This is a genomic window from Echinicola sp. 20G, assembly GCF_015533855.1.
Taxonomy (GTDB): domain Bacteria; phylum Bacteroidota; class Bacteroidia; order Cytophagales; family Cyclobacteriaceae; genus Echinicola.
The window spans coordinates 3,459,404-3,480,057 of sequence record NZ_AP024154.1; the positions used below are offsets into that span (position 1 = coordinate 3,459,404).

18 protein-coding genes are annotated in these 20,654 nt (G+C 37.3%); 10 read left to right on the top strand and 8 right to left on the bottom strand.

All coding sequences use genetic code 11. The annotated features are described in order from the left end of the window. Nucleotides 1-126: 126 nt before the first annotated feature. On the top strand, nucleotides 127-609 hold the full coding sequence (locus tag JL001_RS14195; protein ID WP_200977141.1) for a dCMP deaminase family protein: 483 nt from the start codon (nucleotides 127-129) through the stop codon (nucleotides 607-609). Here JL001_RS14195 and murB read toward each other — a convergent pair. Beyond that, entirely contained in the window at nucleotides 606-1,625 is a 1,020-nt protein-coding gene (murB, locus tag JL001_RS14200; protein ID WP_200977149.1) for a UDP-N-acetylmuramate dehydrogenase, read from the bottom strand. The genes JL001_RS14195 and murB overlap by 4 nt on opposite strands. A 150-nt stretch (nucleotides 1,626-1,775) precedes the next feature. Between murB and JL001_RS14205 the strand changes: the two genes are divergently transcribed. The 4 genes from JL001_RS14205 (at nucleotide 1,776) to truA (ending at nucleotide 5,746) form a co-directional block, all read left to right on the top strand. After that, on the top strand, nucleotides 1,776-2,714 hold the full coding sequence (locus JL001_RS14205; protein WP_200977151.1) for a succinylglutamate desuccinylase/aspartoacylase family protein: 939 nt from the start codon (nucleotides 1,776-1,778) through the stop codon (nucleotides 2,712-2,714). A gap of 68 nt (nucleotides 2,715-2,782) precedes the next feature. After that, nucleotides 2,783-3,925 carry an ergothioneine biosynthesis protein EgtB gene (gene egtB / locus JL001_RS14210; RefSeq protein ID WP_200977152.1) on the top strand — a complete coding sequence of 381 codons (1,143 nt, stop codon included), beginning with the start codon at nucleotides 2,783-2,785 and terminating at the stop codon, nucleotides 3,923-3,925. Between the two features lie 12 nt (nucleotides 3,926-3,937). Beyond that, nucleotides 3,938-4,900 (top strand): L-histidine N(alpha)-methyltransferase, encoded by a 963-nt coding sequence (gene egtD / locus JL001_RS14215; RefSeq protein WP_200977154.1) that lies wholly within the window; start codon nucleotides 3,938-3,940, stop codon nucleotides 4,898-4,900. Nucleotides 4,901-4,963: 63 nt separating this feature from the next. Then, on the top strand, nucleotides 4,964-5,746 hold the full coding sequence (gene truA / locus JL001_RS14220) for a tRNA pseudouridine(38-40) synthase TruA (RefSeq protein WP_200977156.1): 783 nt from the start codon (nucleotides 4,964-4,966) through the stop codon (nucleotides 5,744-5,746). Between the two features lie 59 nt (nucleotides 5,747-5,805). Here the strand turns inward: truA and JL001_RS14225 are convergent, their stop codons facing one another. Then, nucleotides 5,806-7,533, bottom strand: a complete 1,728-nt coding sequence (locus JL001_RS14225; RefSeq protein ID WP_200977158.1) for a phospho-sugar mutase — start codon at nucleotides 7,531-7,533, stop codon at nucleotides 5,806-5,808. Nucleotides 7,534-7,677: 144 nt separating this feature from the next. After that, nucleotides 7,678-8,772: a 4-hydroxyphenylpyruvate dioxygenase gene (gene hppD / locus JL001_RS14230; protein WP_200977160.1), complete on the bottom strand. Its 1,095-nt coding sequence runs from the start codon at nucleotides 8,770-8,772 to the stop codon at nucleotides 7,678-7,680. Nucleotides 8,773-9,079: 307 nt separating this feature from the next. On the opposite strand from hppD, the gene JL001_RS14235 reads away from it, so the two are divergent. Next, nucleotides 9,080-9,502 (top strand): hypothetical protein, encoded by a 423-nt coding sequence (locus JL001_RS14235; RefSeq protein ID WP_192011375.1) that lies wholly within the window; start codon nucleotides 9,080-9,082, stop codon nucleotides 9,500-9,502. Between the two features lie 65 nt (nucleotides 9,503-9,567). On the opposite strand, the gene JL001_RS14240 is transcribed toward JL001_RS14235, so the two are convergent. The 4 genes from JL001_RS14240 to trpS form a co-directional block, all read right to left on the bottom strand. After that, entirely contained in the window at nucleotides 9,568-11,589 is a 2,022-nt protein-coding gene (locus JL001_RS14240; RefSeq protein WP_200977161.1) for a polysaccharide lyase family 8 super-sandwich domain-containing protein, read from the bottom strand. Nucleotides 11,590-11,605: 16 nt separating this feature from the next. Beyond that, a complete protein-coding gene (locus tag JL001_RS14245; protein WP_200977162.1) occupies nucleotides 11,606-12,571 on the bottom strand; it encodes a hypothetical protein in 966 nt (321 codons plus the stop codon). A gap of 10 nt (nucleotides 12,572-12,581) precedes the next feature. After that, nucleotides 12,582-14,024, bottom strand: a complete 1,443-nt coding sequence (locus JL001_RS14250) for an MBOAT family protein (protein WP_370567378.1) — start codon at nucleotides 14,022-14,024, stop codon at nucleotides 12,582-12,584. Nucleotides 14,025-14,141: 117 nt separating this feature from the next. After that, nucleotides 14,142-15,116, bottom strand: a complete 975-nt coding sequence (gene trpS / locus JL001_RS14255) for a tryptophan--tRNA ligase (RefSeq protein ID WP_200977164.1) — start codon at nucleotides 15,114-15,116, stop codon at nucleotides 14,142-14,144. Nucleotides 15,117-15,187: 71 nt separating this feature from the next. On the opposite strand from trpS, the gene JL001_RS14260 reads away from it, so the two are divergent. After that, a complete protein-coding gene (locus JL001_RS14260; protein ID WP_200977165.1) occupies nucleotides 15,188-16,285 on the top strand; it encodes a DUF1573 domain-containing protein in 1,098 nt (365 codons plus the stop codon). A 3-nt stretch (nucleotides 16,286-16,288) separates the two neighbouring features. Here the strand turns inward: JL001_RS14260 and JL001_RS14265 are convergent, their stop codons facing one another. Further along, complete coding sequence (locus tag JL001_RS14265) at nucleotides 16,289-17,497, bottom strand: acyl-CoA dehydrogenase family protein (protein WP_200977167.1); 1,209 nt, start codon at nucleotides 17,495-17,497, stop codon at nucleotides 16,289-16,291. A gap of 128 nt (nucleotides 17,498-17,625) precedes the next feature. On the opposite strand from JL001_RS14265, the gene JL001_RS14270 reads away from it, so the two are divergent. Genes JL001_RS14270 through JL001_RS14280 form a run of 3 tightly spaced genes read left to right on the top strand, consistent with a single transcriptional unit; the run spans nucleotide 17,626 to nucleotide 20,577 of the window. After that, nucleotides 17,626-18,594 (top strand): tryptophan 2,3-dioxygenase family protein, encoded by a 969-nt coding sequence (locus tag JL001_RS14270; RefSeq protein WP_200977169.1) that lies wholly within the window; start codon nucleotides 17,626-17,628, stop codon nucleotides 18,592-18,594. Nucleotides 18,595-18,632: 38 nt separating this feature from the next. After that, nucleotides 18,633-20,216, top strand: coding sequence for an NAD(P)/FAD-dependent oxidoreductase (locus JL001_RS14275; protein ID WP_200977171.1), 1,584 nt, complete (start codon nucleotides 18,633-18,635; stop codon nucleotides 20,214-20,216). Then, nucleotides 20,206-20,577, top strand: a complete 372-nt coding sequence (locus JL001_RS14280) for a CoA-binding protein (protein WP_200977173.1) — start codon at nucleotides 20,206-20,208, stop codon at nucleotides 20,575-20,577. The genes JL001_RS14275 and JL001_RS14280 overlap by 11 nt, the downstream gene beginning before the upstream one ends. Nucleotides 20,578-20,654: the final 77 nt, after the last annotated feature.

Sequence of the window (20,654 nt, forward strand, 5' to 3'; positions counted from 1 at the left end):
TTTTAAAAACGTTAACTCTTCTTTTACGAAGTGCTGTTTTTGGAATGTTTAGCCCTATTTTGATACAATTGCTTTCGGACTTTTTAATTCTTATGTACTTTTGGGAGCAATTAGATACTGTAAATAATGACAAGACCGGATTTTGATGATATTTTTATGGAATTGGCAGTAAATCTGGCAAAAAGATCACATTGTATTAAAAAGCATGTCGGAGCTGTACTGACCAAAGACACCAGAATAATTTCAATTGGATATAACGGGCCTCCTCCCGGAACACATAATTGTGATGAAGAATTTCCAGAGACAGGATGTAGCCGCGATAGTAAAGGGAGTTGTTCCTTGGCCCTGCATGCAGAACAAAATGCTATATTATATGCAGTTAAGAATAACGCTTCGGTAGAAGGGTCTACCTTGTATGTGACTTTAGCACCTTGCTTAGCATGTGCTAGAATTATTTATTCAATGGGAGTAGCCAAGGTTATTTATATGTATTCCTACGCGGAATACAAAGGACTTCCTTTTGATGAGGGTGTCGAATTTTTGAAAAAATTTGGCGTCCTGGTAGAAAAGTATGAGAAGGAGATTACTTTTGAAGATGCCTTGATCTAAATGAAGTTTACTTCAGGGTGTAATAATACCTTAAACTTCTTTTCTACATCCGTTTGTATTTTCTCTGAAAGTGCTTTAATCGCCTCTCCATCACCATCTCCATAATTAACTAAAACTAATGGTTGGTTTTTATGCACCCCTATTGACCCGAAAGTACGTCCTTTCCAACCTGCTTGCTCTATTAGCCAGGCTGCAGGAACTTTTACTTCTTTTGACTGTGGGTATCCAGGAATAGTTGGATGTATGGCTTTTAACTTTTCAAAATGTTCAAGACTCACTACTGGGTTCTTGAAAAAGCTTCCAGCATTGCCGATCAGTTTTGGATCTGGCAACTTACTTTGTCGGATAGATATGACCGCTTTGCTGATATCGTCGATGGTAATCTCATTTTCCGAAATACCCATTTCCTGAAGCGTTGTCTTTATAGCTCCATAAGTAATATTTGGAGTTGATTGTTTTGAAAGTTTGTATGTGACATGTGTGATCACGTATTTATCACGAGCAGTGTTTTTGAAAATACTTTCTCTGTACCCAAAATTGCATTGATCATGATTGAATGTTTCGACTTCCAGGGTTTTCCGGTTGACAGCTTCAAGATGATCAAAAACTTCTTTTATTTCTACTCCATAAGCACCAATGTTTTGCATGGGTGAAGCTCCAACCGTACCTGGGATCAAAGATAAATTTTCTATTCCAGCCCAGTTTTGCTTAATGGCATATTGGACGAAGTCGTGCCATATTTCGCCAGCACCAACTTTTACCCAGATATTATTTTGATCCTCTTTTTGAACAGTAATCCCTGTAATATTCATTTTTATGACCATAGCATAAATATCCTTGGTGAGAAGGATATTGCTGCCTCCCCCTAAAATAAATACAGGGGTTTTGCGGTCTTCCGCCATCCTAAGTGCTTTTTGGACTTCTTGGATAGATTGGACTTCTGTAAAAAATCTAGCTTTTTTGTCTATTTGAAAAGTATTGTATGATTTTAAAGAAATGTTTTCTTGTATCTTCATGGATAAGTTTTAGTTCTAGTGGGCATTTTCGAAAACTTTATTAACCGTCTCTATCAGATCATGGCGAGTGAAATGCCTAATGCGAAATAAACAAGATTTTGTTCAATAAGAAAGAAAGAGTGTTACAAGCTTTCGAAAAGATAAACACATATGAAAGAAATGGTCATTAATGGAATCAGGATAAGGCCAGGTCAGTCAGTGAATATTGAAATTGCCATTGCAAGGCTTCCTACACATACATTGATTGATTTACCTATATTTATACATCGTGCCAAAGAAGATGGTCCAGTGGTATTGATCAGTGGTGGTGTACATGGTGATGAAATTAATGGTGTGGTAGCCGTGAAGCGAATGCTTGAGGAAGAGATTTTTCAACCCAAAAGAGGTACTCTGATTTATATTCCTTTGGTCAATGTTTATGGCTTTTTGAGTAACAGTAGGACATTCCCCGATGGTCGGGACCTGAACAGGAGTTTTCCCGGAAACAACAAAGGTTCACTGGCTTCACAAATAGCCTATATTTTGACTACCCAAATTATTCCGATTATTGACTACGGAATTGATATCCATACGGGAGGTAGAATGCTTTCTAATTATCCACAAATTAGGGTCGATTTTAAAGATAAAATAGGGATGGAAATGGCGAAGGCTTTTGGGACCCGCTTTATCATCAATTCATCCCATATTGATAAGTCTTTCAGAAAAGAAGCATTTAAATTCAAAAAACATATTTTGGTTTATGAAGGAGGGGAGTCTATGAGGTTGGATGAGTTTTCTGTTGAGGAGGCAATTTTAGGAACCAAAAGACTTTTAAACCATTTGGGGATTATTGAGGAAACATTACCAGATAGTGAGACTTTGGTTATAAAAGAAAGTAGCTGGACGAGGGCCAAAATTTCAGGGATTTTCACCCCTGTTGTCAAGCCTGGAGACGAAATAAAGAAAAGACAAGTGTTAGCGCGTATTTCTGATCCTTATGGTCAAGTAAAGGTACCGGTGAAAAGCAATGCAAATGGATACATTGTTGGGATGAACTATTCTCCAGTGGTAAATGCTGGAGATGCTTTGTTTCATATTGGAAAAGTATGATAAAGTGAATCAAATTGATTTTCAGCTGCTTTACTTAACCTAGGCATTAAAATTGCTTTTGGAAAACCATGACTTTTGATAATTACAAGCAAATTAGAGATCGAAGCGAGTCTTTGTGCACGCACCTCGAAACGGAGGATTTTGTGATTCAAGCGGCGGAACATGTGAGCCCTGCAAAATGGCATCTTGCACATACGAGCTGGTTTTTTGAAACATTTGTTTTGAAGAAATACTTGCCTGATTATAAAGAATTTCACCCAGATTTTAGTTTTTTCTTCAACAGCTATTACAATGCAGTGGGAGAGAGGACGGCGAGAAACCACAGGGGCTTGATGACCCGGCCGACTATAGAGGAGGTTTTTGACTATAGAGGATATATTGATGAGCAAATGAGGGATATTTTTGATAATCATTTTTCCGATGAAGTTAGTGCTATCATTACCCTTGGCCTTAATCATGAGCAACAACATCAAGAGTTGCTGATTACAGACTTAAAATATAATCTTTGGCTAAACCCATTGCTACCTTCTGTACTTAATATCAAAGAATATCCTAGTCAGTTAGAAAGGGGATGGTTGAAAATCAAAGAAGATATCTATCCCATTGGACACAAAGATGAGGGCTTTTGCTTTGATAATGAGTTGGGAAGACATAAAGTTTATTTAGATGATTTTATAGTTTCATCAAATCTAGTGACCAATCAAGAGTATCAGGAATTTATTGAATCCGGAGGGTATGAGAATCCAGATTATTGGCATTCTGATGGTTGGGCTTGGGTAATTTCTGAAGATATAAAGGCCCCTTTGTATTGGTTGACAAAAGAAGGAAGAACTTTTTACTATACTCTTGACGGATTAAAAGAATTAGATCCCAATGCACCAGTAAGCCATATATCCTTTTATGAGGCAGCGGCTTTTGCGGAATGGTCAGGTTACAGGCTTCCTACTGAGTTTGAATGGGAAGTGGCTTCCCATAAGTTTTCTTGGGGAGATCGATGGGAGTGGACCAACTCTGCATATTTGCCTTATCCTAAGTTTGAAAAAGCACCAGGTGCCATTGGAGAGTACAACGGTAAGTTTATGGTGAATCAGATGGTTTTAAGAGGGGCATCAGTGGCAACTTCACCTGGGCACTCAAGAAATACCTACCGTAATTTTTTTCACCCACATTACCGATGGCAGTTTACAGGAATTAGACTTTGCAAAAGATAACTTCATTAACTCATGGAATACTCCCTTAGAAAAGATACTGAATTTGCCAGAGATGTATTGGTTGGACTCAGTGGAAATAATAAGTTTTTGTCCTCAAAATACTTTTATGACCATAAAGGAGATGAGTTGTTTCAGAAAATTATGCAGTTACCTGAGTATTATTTGACAAGGAAGGAATTTGGTATACTGAAGGAATATCATAGGTATATTTTAGAAAGAATATCAGATTCCACACACTTTAATATGGTGGAAATGGGAGCTGGTGATGGTCTTAAAACTAAAATTCTTCTTGAATATCTTTACAATCAAAGAGCAAACTTTACTTATTATCCAATCGATATTTCCGGAAATGTCTTGAAACAGTTGGAAACTTCATTGAATGTTTCTTATCCAGGAATTAAGGTTTCTCCTATTGTTAGCAATTACAAAAATGCATTGCAGGATCCACTTTGGAATAGAAAAACCAAAACTTTACTATTATTTCTAGGGGCCAATATTGGGAATTTTGTTTGGAATGATGCTGTGAAGGTCCTTAGACGAATTGCTAGGTCTTTGCAAGAAGGTGATATGGCGCTGATTGGTTTTGACCTGAAAAAAGATCCTGAATTGATATTGCAGGCTTATGATGACAGCCAAGGTGTTACTAAGGATTTTAACTTGAACATTTTGATTAGGATTAACAAAGAGCTTGGCGGAAATTTTGATTTGACCAAGTTTAAACATTGGCCGGTTTACAATCCGGTGACAGGGGAGTGCAGGAGTTACTTAGTAAGCTTAGTGGAACAAGAGGTCAGTGTTGAAGCTTTGGAACAGCGTTTTAGGTTTAAAAAAGCAGAAGCCATTCATACTGAGGTGTCCAAAAAGTATGATAAAGATGAGCTCTTGCTGCTGGCAGAAGATAGTGGTTTTGAAGTTTTGGAGAATTTTGAAGATGGTGATGGTTATTTTACGGATAGCCTTTGGAGAAAAAAGTGAGCTTCCTTTAAGTTTAAGAGTTCTGTATAAAACATTACCTTCGCGGTGGATCAATGTTTTTTTATGAAAAGTAAGCCGCATACATATTTGTTCAAGGTTCAATATTTGGGTTTTAGATATCACGGATGGCAGAAGCAACCCGGGGTGAAAACGATTCAAGAAATGTTGGAAAGAGCTTTCAAAGCCAAATTGGGACATGGAGATTTCAATATTTTAGGGGCAGGTAGGACCGATGCAGGTGTTTCTTGTATGGGCGGTTTTTTTGAGTTATTTTCTACGGAGGAAGTTAATTTGGATGGAGTGATTAATGGTGTAAACAAATATTTGCCTGATGATATCCGGTTAATAACAGCAGAGCCCATAGGTCCAAAGTTTAACATTATTCAAGATGTAAAGGAAAAGGAATATCGGTATTATTTTTCATATGGAGATAAACCTCACCCGTTTTCAGCTCCATTTGTGGTTGTGATCAAAGACCAATTGGATATAGAACTGATGAAACAGGGAGCTGCTCTATTTTCAGGAGTAAATGATTTTAGAAATTTTTGTACCAAGCCTAAGCCTGAAACTGTTTTCAAAAGAGAAATTAAACAATCAAGTCTAGAAGAATACAAACATGCAGATGTGGAATGGGAAATGTCTGCACCTGTTTATTGCTTCAGCGTTAAAGGAAAGGGGTTTATGAGGAACCAGGTAAGGTTAATGATGGGAGCTTTGATTGATTTGGGAAGTCACAACTTGACTCTTGCACACCTGAAAAATGCACTTGCAGGAGAAATGAGTGTATTTCTTTTGTCCAAGAAAGCTGAGGCAAGGGGATTGGTGCTTCATCAAGTATCCTTTTAATGAAAAAGCCCCGCTCGTTTAGAGTAGGGCTTTGGGATTTCTTAATTGATGAAGTTTTTCTATTCGAAGAACTTTTTGAGACCTTCAATTTTCTTCTGCAAAGAAGCCTCTACAGCTCGGTAAGCATCTCTATTTGGCAATGTCTCGTTAACAGAAATATAGTATTTAATCTTTGGTTCTGTACCGGAAGGACGGGCGGATATTTTGCTTCCGTCTTCCAAGTAGAATTGAATAACATTGCTCTTATCCATGTCCAATGTTTCTTCGGTACCTTCTAGAACGTTATAGACTTTACTTTCCTTTACATCTACCACTTTTACCACTTTGATTCCATTGATGGCTTCAGGTCTATTAGTTCTGAAGCCATGCATCAATTGTTGGATTTGCTCAGCCCCGTCCTTGCCTTTTTTGGTTACGGAAATAAGAGACTCTTTGTAGAAGCCATATTCTTGGTAAATCTCAGCCAAGACATCAAAAAGTGTCATGCCTCTTTCTTTATAATAAGCAACAGCTTCTGCTAATGTGGCACAGGCTGAAACACCATCTTTATCCCTAACGGCATCACCCACCAAGAAACCATAACTTTCCTCACCGCCACATATGAATTGTTTTTTGCCTTCAAGCTCTCTAATAACTGCAGCAATATTTTTAAAGCCAGTGAGTACTCGGTAACAAGGAATATTAAAGCCTCTACAGATATCTTCTATGAGTTCAGTGGTTACGATGGTGTTGACCATGAATTGGTCTCCCGTAAATTTTCCTCGTTTGCTCCATAGGTTCAACAAGTAATAGGTGAGTATGGATCCTGTTTGATTTCCATTGAGTAATTCAAATTCTCCGTTTTCATTAGGAATAGCAGCAGCATATCGGTCACCATCCGGGTCACAAGCCAAAACCAATTCAGCATTGACTTCTTTACCAAGTTTAAGGGAAAGGTCTAGCGCCTCGGCCTCTTCAGGATTGGGGTAAATTACAGTTGGGAAATTGCCATCAGGTTCAGCTTGTTCTTTGACAATATGGATGTTTTCAAAACCAAATGTTTTCAAAGCGGCAGGAACCATTTTGCCAGAAGCACCATGAATGGGAGAAAAGACGATGCTCATGTCTTTTTGATTCAATATAGCTTTTGGAGAAAGGCTGAACTTTTTGATATCATTTAGATAGCTTAGGTCCATTTCCTGACCTATGTATTCGATCAGATTTTCATCTTTATCCCACTTTACATCATCAATAGAACTAATTTTTTGAACTTCCATAATGATATTTTTGTCATGGGGAGCCACTATTTGGCCACCATCCTCCCAGTATGCTTTATAGCCATTGTATTCTTTGGGATTGTGGGAGGCTGTGATCATTACCCCACTTTTACAACCATAATACCTGATGGCATATGAAAGCATTGGGGTAGGACGCATTTCCTTAAAGTATTTTACTTTAATACCATTAGCAGACAATACATTGGCTGTTGTATCTGCAAACAAAGTGTTATTGATGCGGGAATCGTGAGTAATAGCTACTTTGATTTCTTCACCAGGAAAGCAAGCCAATAGGTAATTGGCAAGTCCTTGAGTGGCCATTCCTATCGTATAAACATTCATTCTATTTGAACCTATCCCCATTATGCCTCTCAGACCACCTGTTCCAAATTCAAGATCTCTGTAAAATGAATCGATAAGTTCTGTTTGGTCATCAGCGGCAATAAGCTGTTGGATTTGTTCTTTGCTTTGCTGGTCAATGTTGCTGCTAAGCCATGTTTGGGCTTTGCTAATAATGGATGCGTCTGTCATGTTGTGTAAAAAACTTAAATGAAAATCTAATTTAATCATAAAAGCCATTAATGCCACTTTGAGATGAATCAGAAAGATAAAAAGTAAAGAAAATTTTACTTTTTGTAAATGATCTCCCAATGTTTATAAACAGCTTTTTTATTACTATAAATTACCCCTTAACGCTTGTTCTCTTTCTATCGATTCAAAGAGGGCTCTGAAGTTTCCTTTTCCAAATGATTTGGCTCCCTTTCGTTGAATGATTTCATAAAACAGGGTAGGCCTATCTTGAACTGGTTTTGTGAAGATTTGCAAGAGATAGCCTTCATTATCTCTATCCACCAGAATGTTCAAAGCTTTAAGGGGTTGGATGGATTCTTCTATTTCACCAACTCTATCCAGCAAGTTTTCATAATAGGTTTCAGGAACCCTTAGGAATTCCACTCCTCGTTTTCTGAGTTCACTTACGGTGTGGATGATGTCATCGGTAGCTATAGCGATATGTTGTACACCGGGGCTGTTGTAATAGTCCAAGTATTCTTCGATTTGAGATTTTTTCTTTCCTTCAGCAGGTTCATTGATAGGGAATTTGATGTAACCATTGCCATTTGAAACTACTTTTGACATCAAGGCTGAATATTCCGTTGAAATATCTTTATCGTCAAAAGTAACCAATAGGTTGAATCCCATAACTTTTTCATAAAAGTCAACCCATTTGTTCATTTCTCCCCAACCTACATTTCCAACGCAATGGTCGATGTATTTTAATCCTATTGGTTGAGCTTTGAATTCATTTTTAGCTTCGATATATCCTGGTAGGAAAGGGCCTTTGTAATCCTTTCTTTCAACAAATGTGTGCAAAGTTTCTCCATACGTGTGGATAGAGGCCACTTTGACTTGGCCGTTTTCATCTGAAATTGTTTTTGGGGGTTCATGGGAAACTGCTCCTCTTTTGGTTGTTTCTTGCCATGATTTTTCTGCATCATCTACCCACAAAGCAAGGACTTTGACTCCATCTCCATGTTTTTTAACATGTTCAGCAATTGGGTGATTTTCGTTGAGAGCACTGGTTAATACCAATCTTATCTTATCCTGTCTTAGCACATAAGACGCTCGGTCTCTGACGCCAGTTTCAGGTCCTGCGTATGCTTCTAATTGGTAGCCAAAAGCATATTGATAATATAAAGCAGATTGTTTGGCATTGCCAACATAGAATTCCACATGATCAGTCCCATTTATGGGGAGGAAATCAGTTTCCATAAGATTCTTTTTTGGGTTTATATATTAGTCTTGGAATGGACAATATAGAAAATTTATAAGATGAAAGTAAGCGAATAGAGCGTTGAATGGAGGCGTAATGTGTGAATATCTAGATGACACTAAAAAGTATTATTCAATGGTAAGTTTAGAAATTTGAATTTTTAAAGGGGCATGGATTGACTTGGGTAATTGTTCGTAAGAATTGAACTGTTGTTATTTTAATTCAAATAAGCACAATCTGTTTTTTGGAAACTCTAAGGGGATTATCTACCTTCATATTTCATTTAAAAATCAACAAAAAACTGTAATGGACTTAAATAAGTTAGACAAGGACCTAACCGCTATTGTAGAGAAGAGAATAGAGCTAAGTAAATTGACTTATGCCGATGAGAATTATGATGATATTGAAGAAGAGCTTCATGATTTGGAAGATGATTTCAATGAAGAGTTTGGAGACGAATTGGAAGGAGAGCTTGAAAAAATTTACGATAAGCTGGATTCAGATACGGATATTTTGTTGCCTTCTGCATACTTAGCGAATAAGTATGTGCCTATGTTGCCAGATGCAAGAGGTGTTATTTCTTATGAGGTCAAAGGTAAAGAAGGTGTACCTATAGAGTCAGAGCAGTTTGATGGACAAGATGTAAGGATTATATTAATACCAAACCCTACAAGATTTGTGATGCAAATCAATGGAGTTGCGATGAAAGACCTTTGGAGGTCTAGGTAAAAGCAGTATAGAATTGAATAAGCTTAGATTGGATGACCTGATTTAAGCTTATTCTAAAAAATAATTCAGAGTATTAATTTATTCCCTTTAATTTTATCAAGGGTGATGTTAAACAATTTTCCATTAATTTGAATCTTAAAACTTTTAACTTCTTCTGAGGGATTTGTAATGGTAAGCTCATTGCCCTCTAGAATAAAATAAATGGGCTCAGTGGATTCTATCGTGTAGTCATTTACCTTTATTGGATGATTCTTTTTCCAAATTACTCCAAGGGTTAATTTGTTTTCAAATGTAATTTGCTGTAGCTCACTTGAGTTGGAATCAATAGTCCAAAATTGATTACTATAAAGTTTTTCAGCTTCTTCAACAGTAGTAGCACTTCCTACAAAATATTCAAAGTTTCCTTCCTTTTGCATGATGTATGGGAGAAATACTTTTTCGGTTTTACTTTTGTCATTTTTATATTTTATGTTAATATCTCCCCAAGAAGACTTTTGTAAGCTTAACCTAACACCGAACTTTTCCGCTTTATTAGATCCATAAATAAAACCATTGTGAAAAACCCAACCTGATTTTGATAGGTCAAAATCGCTGTATTCAGATAAAACTTTGCCTGAGGTATTGACCCAGCCTGTCCACCTTGATTGATCGAGCGCAGTAATACTTTGATAATCAGTATAGTTTTTAAGGTCCGAAACCAAGCATAACATTATGTTTTTAAAAGTAAACCAGGACTTTTTAGCTGTTAAAAGTATTTGGTTTTGGCTATCTGTTAATGTGTAATTCATGGATGCTAATCCTATATTTTCAACAGCAACTACTCCTGAGAAACTATTTCTTTGTATGTTTTTAGTGCCTTCTATATGGGTAAATCCAGGGAGTAAATCCCAATTCCAAAAAGGCATAAAATCATAATATTCCTTTCCATTTTTAACAAAATATGTATTTCCGAAATTTAAATATTTACCTTTTAAGTTTTCGTTATTACTTGATTCTGTAGGAAGGTTTCTATTAGAAAGAATTTTTATGAAAACACTTTGGTCTTGGGTGTGATGTGTTAAAAAGTCAGAAATGTGATAGAATCTAGTTCCTTCTTTTCCAATTACGTAGGGGCTGTTTAAGGCTTTTTTCATTTCTGAAAAAATAGGAGCTTTTTCTGGATTAAGATCTATTAAATAGTCCAGGGTCTCTTGAGATATTGTTCTTGCAAGGGCATCTTTTCTACTGGCAGCCCTATCCAGAGTTGGAGGTACAGTGTATTTACCTCTGCTCATCCAACGCATCCCTTCTGTAACAAAATCACTTAGTACATCTACCTTAGCTTCTGGAAAGGAAAAAGTAGTTCCTCTCAGTTGCCATGCTAACCTTGATGTTAATTCAATATAGGCACCTCCGTAAGAAAATTCCTGCAAACGCTCTTCATGATGAAAAAAGCTATGGTCAACTTGAATTCCATTTTCAGCGCCTACCTTTATCTCCTGAATTATTTTTGAAATAGATTCGGCGGCCTTTTCAGGGTTATTTGTTAATAAAGAATGAATAAGAACATTATCTGCAAGCCAAATTAAGTTAACACCTGACTTGTATATTCTAACCTTTGAAGTGCTTTCTAATATCTTCTGATAGTTTTTATCTAGTTCCGGACCTATAAGTATTGCAATATCTAATAGAGCCTTTGGAATACTAACTTCCATAGGATGCCAATTTCTGTTCACGTAGTTATTGGCAAACCAATGATCTAAGGCAGGGGTAATGATATCAAGAAGTTGCTTGGACCTATAGTACTTTGAACTAGTTAAGCGATAAGCAAGAGCTATGTATTTTATCCTATATATGTGGGAACTCAAATCCCAGCCAGCTTTGTCTGTTTCTTGATAGTCAAAATCAGTCCACTGTCCAGTTTCACTATTAAATAGTTTGATATAATTATCAACATTATTGTTTTTTATGCTTGTATTTAATAGTGTTGATTCATAGCGTTCAAGAATTAGAGCCATTTCATCATTTGCCAAACTGGGGAATGACATTAATAAAAACAATATTAAAAAAAATGGATATGCTTTGAATATTGTTATTGGGTTAAACATGGAGTCGAGAGCCAGTTTATAAGGTTGAAACTTCGACTAAGCTATTATGGCTATTTGTTGAAGTTGAGTTAAGGTGATGTTCTATTTCTTTTGCTATTTCATTTGAAAACTCCATAGCACCTTCTTTATTCAAATGGTTTTGATCTTTATAGAAGGCATTGTTCTTTGTAAAAAACTCGTCATTTGAGTGATCTAAAAGAATAATATTTTTCATTTTTCTTACATAATTTAAAGTTGACGTACTTATGACCTTTTCATTATAATCTGGTGAAATAACAACAAAAACTTGTGTGTTTTTTTGGACCAAGGAGGACACAAACTCGTCGAATAATTTTGTTAAAGTAGTATCCATTTGATTGGTTTCATTTACCACATTTGCCTTATAGGCATTGGGCTTTATAGAACCAATTTTGGGTTTCCATCCTTTATCTTCTACTTTGCCATCTATCCCTTTAAATGCAAAAGGTCTGAGCAAGTAGTAATAGCTCGAATTGAAAGAATAAAAATTTGAATAGTTGAGGTATTTTTCCGCAGGGGATACTTGATTAATCACCTTATGTATCTCATCGTGATCCTGATAAAATGGTCTTAGAAGACCAGCTGCTCTGTCGAAAAAAGGGTTTCCTGGTTCATATTCTAAAAACATACTTTCAATATTGATTATAGCTATTTTTGGAGCATGCCTCGTCACGACACCCTGATTAACGGCATACATATACGGTAGGCTCTGACCTCCCCTTCCTGCATTCCAACAGGAAAGTCCAAGTTGTTCTTCAAAAACTTTCGGCACAAAGTTCCCCTCAGCTCTTGAACTCCCGTAAATAACAATCTGTTCATCAGATGACTCTAGAGAGTATTTCGTTTTATAGAAACGGCCATCTGGAGAGTTTCTTAGGATATTCTTTAACACATAACCAATAGTAAAATCCACTACGGCAAAGCTTATAAATATTATGAGAAGATTTTTGATTAGCTTTTTCATAATTGAAACATTAAAATTGGAAATAAATGAATTGACTGTTGTCAAACACTCCAAACGAAGTGATATAAACCATAAGAAGAACAATTGAAGCTAACCGTACTATTGGTTTAGGATGGTGAATTAATTGAAAATTTGGTTTGAACTCAGAAATAAAATCATGAGTTATCAACAGAATAAGACCCATTATTGAAAATAGAAAAATACCTTTATCTCCAAAATAGAGTCCTGATCCATGAAGAGTTAAGATTCTTTCAACTATTGTAAAAGCCTCCGTTACATTTGGAGCTCTAAAGAATATCCATGCTAAAATAGTAAGGGAAAATACAATTACCCAATTTAGTGCTTTTGGAAGTTTAAAGTGAAAAATGAATTTTTCGAATATTTGATACATTCCATGTAAAGCCCCCCAAATGATAAATGTCCAATTCGCTCCATGCCAAAATCCACTGACTACAAAGGTGATGAAAAGATTTAGCCCAGACTTGAATTTTCCGTGTCTATTTCCTCCCATTGGAATGTAGACGTAATCTCTAAACCAAGTTGAAAGTGAAATATGCCACCTACTCCAAAATGATTTAAAAGAAGTTGCAAAGTAGGGTCTTCTAAAGTTTTCCATAAGTGTGAAGTCAAAGAGCTTAGCACAACCAATTGCGATTAGTGAATAACCTGCGAAGTCACAATAAATCTGAAAGGCAAAAAAGATATGGGAGACAGTAAGTGTTAGCCAAGAATGGTGATAGAGTTCGGTATATACATCATCAACATAAATAGCTAGGCGGTCTGCAACAGCTACCTTCATGAAGAAACCCCAAAGCATTAATTTTCCTCCTTGGGAAATATTATCATAATTAAAAATACGCTCTTTAGAAAATTGAGGAAGTAGGTTACTTGCTCTTTCAATTGGTCCAGCTACCAATTGTGGAAAGAAACTTACAAAAGTGAAGAAACCAATAATATCCTTAGTTGGTTCTAACTGCTTTTTATAAATATCAATAGTATAACTTAATGTCTGAAACGTATAAAAACTGATTCCAACGGGGAGAATAATGTTGAGTCTGTCGGCATTGATGGGGGTTCCAAAAAAAGAGAAGGCTCCATCAATACTGTCTAGAAAAAAGTTAAAGTACTTGAAGTAGCACAAAAAACCTATATTGGTTAATAAACTAGCAAATAATAACATTTTTCTTTTATGGTCATTATCTGTTTTGCCTAATTGAAGACCGATGGTATAGTCTACGATAGAGCTAAAGAAAACAAGAAATAAAAATCTCCAGTCCCACCATCCATAAAAAAAGTAACTGGAAATCAGTAACCAAATATTCTGGAGTTTAGTGTTTTTGTTTAATAGCAACCAATATACAAAGAACACTATGGGAAGAAAGAATGCGAATTCAAGTGAGTTGAATAGCATATTATTGGTGTTAAAAGTGAAAAGAAGAATTAGTTTTTTCAAATATATAAAAAAGTTTTTTGTTATGTAAAAAATGTATTTAAAAAAATAGATTAATCAATAAAAAGCTGCTTGTTTAATTCAAGCAGCTTGCCTATTACTTTTGTGGGTAATATAAATTTATCTGAACCCTAATTTCTCCCTTACTTTGTTCAGTGTGTTTTGGGCAACTTCTCTGGCTTTGGCTTCGCCTTCGGCAAGTTTAGCGTCCAGTTCTTCAAGGTTATTCATGTAGTAATCAAAAGTGGCCCTTTCTTCAGCATATTTTTCAGTAATTAGGTCAAGCAGTTCTTTCTTTGCATGTCCGTAGCCAAAGTTACCGCCAAGGTATTTTTGCCTTAATTCTTCTGTTTGTTGGACTGTAGCAATCAAGCTGTATAGTTTGAAGACATTACAGGTGTCAGGGTTTTTAGGCTCTTCAAGAGGGGTAGAGTCTGTTACTATACTGTAGACGTTCTTTTTGAGTTGCTTTGCAGGTAAGAAAATATCTATATAGTTGTTGTAGGACTTGCTCATTTTCTGGCCATCTGTGCCGGGAATGATCATCACATCTTCACTGATTCTAGGCTCAGGTAATGTAAGAATTTCCTCATCAACACGGTGGTTAAATGTACTGGCAATGTCACGGGTCATTTCCAAATGTTGCAACTGGTCTTTGCCGACAGGGACAATGTCTGCATCAAATATCAATATATCCGAAGCCATTAGGACTGGGTAGGTGAATAAACCTGCATTGACATCTGATAATTTGTCTGACTTATCTTTGAAGCTATGGGCGTTGGCCAACATAGGGTAGGGGGTGAAACAGCTTAGGTACCAAGTCAATTCGGCTATTTCAGGAATTCTGGACTGCCTGTAAAAGACTGTTTTGGAGATGTCCAGCCCGAAAGCAAGCCAAGCAGCGGCTACAGCATGAACATTGTCTTTTCTTTGTTCACCATCTTTGATGGTAGTTAGGGAGTGGAAATCTGCTATAAAAATGTAAGACTCGTTATTGTCTTTTTTTGTTAATTCAATTGCCGGTTCGATAGCGCCAAGGATGTTCCCTAGGTGAGGTCGGCCCGAACTTTGAATTCCTGTCAATACTCTTGCCATCAGTCAAATTTTTGATGCAAATTAAAGAAATAAAGACACAATTCGCTTGAATTTTACCGTTATTTGTGAACATGAAAAATATTGGATTAGCCTTAATCATCATAAGCCTTTCTATATGTGTTGGTTTTTCTGTTAAAGCTCAGGGACTTGCCCCTTCTCCACTTTTGTGGGAGAGGCAAGAAGCCAAATTGGGCTCGGTAATGGAAGAGCATGGAAAAGTATCAACGGAATTTTTCGTCGTGAATAATGGAACTTCTCCTGTCATCATTGAAGAGGTTGTTACGGATTGTGGATGTACTACTATTGATTTTGCCTCAGATACTTTGGAGCAGAATCAGATAGGCTCTATTAAAGTGGATTATCAGCCGACGAGTTTTGGAGGTGCTTTTAAAAAGAATGTGGTGGTCAAAACCAATATAAATCCAACAGGAGATACACTTTATGTGGAAGGGTATAATATTCCTTACCCTGATAATGTAGCTTCTTATTATGATTACAGGAAAGGTAATCTTGGGTTTCGCTTCAGTTCTATCAATATGGGGGAAGTGTTTACCAATCAGCCAAAGGTGAAATATGTTGATTTCTATAATTTCAAGGACTTGCCAATTACCTTGGATGAACACGAAATGAAATTGCCTGATCATATCAAGGTCAATATGATTCCTGCAATAGTTCCGGCCAAATCCAGAGGACTTCTCGCCATACAGTATGATGCTGCTGCAAAAGCTGATCTTGGTTTTTTTGACGAAAATGTGGCTTTTAATATTGAATCAAATGGAAATGAAGCTATAGAATTGAGGTTGCTTACCACTATTCATGAATACTTTGCGCCAGTGCTTAAAAGTGAAGTGAATAATATTCCCAAACTGGCCATTTCTGAAGTGGATGTGGACTTAAATAAAATCTCTAGCAAAGAAATCATATCAAAGTCAATTGTTTTAACCAATATTGGTAGCAAGCCTGTTAATATCCGAAAAGTGGTGACAAACTGTGATTGTATGGTCTATGATTTACCAACCAAAGACCTTCAGCCTGGCGAAAAAACTGATTTGACCTTTACTTTTGACACAAAGGGTCGACTGGGTATTGATCACAAAATGATTACCATCTTTAGTAATGATCCCCTAAATCCTACCAGAACAATAGTGGTGAAAAGCAGGATTGACTAATAATTATTTAAATGCAGGTATGCCGGTGATTTCTTGACCAAGAATCAACAAATGGATATCGTGAGTCCCTTCGTAAGTAATTACAGATTCCAAATTCATCACATGACGCATGATGGGATATTCACCGGTTATTCCCATGCCACCGTGAATTTGCCTTGCTTCTCTGGCGATATCCAATGCCATGGCCACATTGTTTCTCTTGGCGAGTGAGACTTGAGCTGTGGTGGCTTTCCCTTCATTTTTTAGTTTGCCTAATCTCCAAACCAATAATTGCGCTTTGGTAATTTCGGTAAGCATTTCAGCTAATTTCTTCTGGACAAGTTGAAAGGATGCAATGGGCTTGTCAAACTGTATTCTTTCCAATGCGTATCTTTTGGCCGAGTCATAGCAGTCCATTGCCGCTCCTAGTGCGCCCCAAGCTATTCCATAACGGGCAGAGTCCAAACACATTAATGGAGCGCCCAAGCCTGATTTGCCGGGCAGTAAGTTTTCCTTAGGCACTTTGACATTATCAAAAACCAACTCTCCGGTACAACTTGCTCTCAAAGACCATTTATTATGGGTCTCAGGTGTAGTAAACCCCTCCATTCCTCTTTCAACAATAAGCCCATGGATTCTTCCTTTCTCATTTTTAGCCCAAACTACAGCGATGTCTGCTTGTGGTGAATTAGAAATCCACATTTTGGCTCCATTGAGCAAGTAGTGGTCTCCCATATCTTTAAAATAGGTTTTCATTGCACTTGGGTTAGAACCATAGTCCGGTTCAGTAAGTCCAAAACAGCCCAGCATTTTTCCCGAAGCGAGTTGGGGTAAATATTTTCTTTTTTGCGCCTCACTTCCAAAGGCATGGATTGGGTACATGACCAAAGAACCTTGGACAGAAACGGTAGACCTCATGCCAGAGTCTCCACGTTCGATTTCCTGCATAATAAGTCCATAGGCAATATAATCTAGTCCTCCCCCTCCATATTCTGTTGGGATTTGCGGACCAAAAGCCCCAACCTTACCAAATTTGGAGACAATTTCTTTGGGAAAGTGAGCTTTTTGGGACCAGTCTTCAATAAAAGGTGAGACTTCTTTTTTGACAAAGTCTCGCATGGACTGCCTGATGAGCAGATGCTCTTCGGTTAACAAATCATCAATAGCATAAAAGTCGACACTTTCAAAAGTATCTTGCTTGGTTGCTCTTTTCGGGAAGGTATTTGACGACATGAAATTTTGGTTTATTGGGTTTTTAGACTGATTTTTGCGTATAAGTTTTTAAGTAGTACTCTCCAAAGCCTCTTTAATTAAGCAAGAAGTTTGATAAAAAACTACATTACCAGCATAAAAAAACATCCATGAGCAAGGAGCAGCCATCCCAAGAAATAATCGATAAAATTCAACAATTACACGAAAAATACAAAGCTTCTGGTCAAGACATGCTTTCGTATTTGGAAGGGTTGCTTTATGCGGATTATTTGACGTATTGGGATTACATTAACCTGGATACCTTGCTGACTTTGCAGCAGCCGAAGACATCTTTCAAAGACGAGAAAATATTCATTATTTATCATCAGATCACAGAGTTGTACTTTAAGTTGATCATTTGGGAATTGGAACAAATTGCTGAACAAGTAGAGGTAAAAGCGGCTTTTATGAAAGAGCGAATGGAGCGGGTCATTATGTATTTTGATCAACTGATTTCCTCTTTTTCGGTGATGTGGAAGGGGATGGAAAAGGAGCAGTTTTTGAAGTTTAGGATGTCATTGTTGCCTTCCAGTGGTTTTCAAAGTGCACAATACCGCATCATTGAAATCATGTCCACAGAAATCCAGTATTTGGTCAATATTATAGAAAGAGAAGACTACATGGACATTAACTTGACCAATGTGGACAGTTTGTTTGATATTCTTTATTGGCAATCAGGAGCAAAAGAGCTGGCAACTGGAGAAAAGACCTTGACATTAAGGACTTTTGAGGAAAAGTATGGTAAAAAACTGAAAGAGCTAATTGTTAGTTATAGGAAAAGAAATCTTTGGAAGATTTATCAGAATTGTCAGGATACTGATGACGAACTTACCGAGTTGATGAAGACTTATGACCTTAAAGCAAATGTCTTTTGGCCTTTGGCACATTACAAGTCTGCTGTAAGGTATTTACAGAAAAATCCTGAAGATATTGCTGCAACTGGAGGTACCAACTGGCAAAAGTACCTTCCACCTAGGTTTCAGAAAGTGGTGTTTTACCCTGAGCTTTGGTCGGAGAAGGAAAAAGAAGAGTGGGGCAAAGGCTGGGTGGTCAAAGAAGTCTTTGGTCAAGAATTATAAACTGGATATTACTGATTTAAGGATAAATACCTTACCAAATGAGAAAAGAATTACAACTAAAGCTTAGCCCGAAAGAAGCTTATGATGAGCAGCTTTTTGAAGCTACTGTTCTCAAGAGTTTAGGACTGAAAAGTTCTGAAGATAAAATAAATATTCGTCCACTGAAGAGATCGATTGATGCTAGAGGCCGGCAGGTAAAAATAAATGTGACCGCGGAGGTTTTTATCAATGAAGTACCTGATGCAAGAATTGAGGCCACTAAGGATTACCAGAAAGTGGGAAATGCTGATCCGGTTATCATTGTAGGAGCTGGTCCAGCTGGTCTTTTTGCTGCTTTGCGGGTGATTGAATTGGGAGGAAAACCGATAGTACTGGAAAGAGGCAGAGACGTAAGGTCAAGAAGGAGGGATTTGGCAGCCATCAATAAGGAGCATGTTGTTAATCCCGAATCTAATTATTGTTTTGGAGAGGGAGGAGCCGGCACTTATTCTGACGGAAAATTATATACCCGTTCCAAAAAGAGGGGAGACGTGAGGAGAATTCTGGAGATTATGGTTTCCCATGGTGCTACAGAGGATATTTTGGTCGATGCACATCCACATATTGGGACCAATAAGCTTCCGGTTTTGGTTGCAGATTTGAGAGAAAGTGTTTTAAGTGCAGGGGGAGAAATACTTTTTGATACCAAAGTCACAGATTTTGTTTTAGAAGGAGATGAGATGAAAGGAGTGATCACTGCCGATGGTGAAACTATTTTGGGTTTGGGGGTCATTTTGGCAACGGGACATTCTGCTAGGGATATTTTTCATCTTTTAAATGATAGAAAGATTCTGATTGAGGCCAAGCCTTTTGCGCTTGGGGTAAGAGTTGAACATAGCCAGCAACTAATTGATCAAATTCAGTACCACTGCAGAACGGATAGAGGTCCTTATCTTCCAGCCTCATCTTATGCTTTGGTGCAACAGACAGTTTATGATAGCAAGCAAAGAGGAGTTTTTTCCTTTTGCATGTGTCCTGGAGGCTTTATCGTACCAGCAGCGACTTCACCAGGTGAGTTAGTGGTCAATGGTATGAGTCCAAGTAGAAGGGATAGTAAGTTTGCCAATTCAGGAATTGTAGCAGCAGTTGAGTTGGAAGATCTTCCGGTAGAATATCACAAGCATGGTGCTTTAGGGGCAATGATGTTTCAATTGGATGTTGAAAAAGCGGCTTGGAGAGCAGGGGGAGAGACCCAAGTTGCGCCAGCCCAACGGTTGGCCGATTTTGTTGAGGGCAAAGATAGTAGTACACTTTTGGATACTTCTTATCAGCCAGGTTTACAATCTGTAAATATGGGAAGCGAAGTTTTGCCTGATTTTATTGCTTCAAGATTGAAGCAGGCATTTAAGGCTTTTGGAAATAAAATGAAAGGTTACTATACAAATGATGCCCAGATAATCGGAGTAGAAAGTAGGACTTCTTCACCCGTCAGGGTGCCCAGAGGAAAAGAAACCTTTGAACACCCAGAAATTTCTCGTCTTTATCCTTGTGGTGAAGGAGCAGGATATGCAGGTGGTATAGTTTCTGCTGCAATGGATGGAGAAAGATGTGCTGAAAAACTAATGGAGAAATATGGGAGATAAGAAAACTGTAATTATAGGAGCAACAGACAATCCTTCAAAATATGCTTTTTTAGCTGCGGGAATGCTAAAGGAGTATGGTCATACCATTGTGCCTTTAAGTGTGCATGGAGGGAATGTACATGGGGAGATAATCAATAACCTAAACGAGAAGCCAATAATAAGCGATGTAGATACTGTGACGATGTACATCAATCCAGTTCATCAAAGAGAGTGGGAAGATTACATTGTATCTTTGCATCCAAAACGTGTGATATTTAACCCTGGTGCTGAAAATCAAGTGTTTAGTGATCGATTAAAAAATGAGGGAATTGAACCGGTGGAGGCTTGTACTTTAGTAATGCTAAGAACTAGTCAATATTAATGAATGTCACAGCTAAATAGGGCTGATTTTTTGAGTTTTTATAGCTGGTTTGTGCCAAAAATGTCGTATTATTAAAG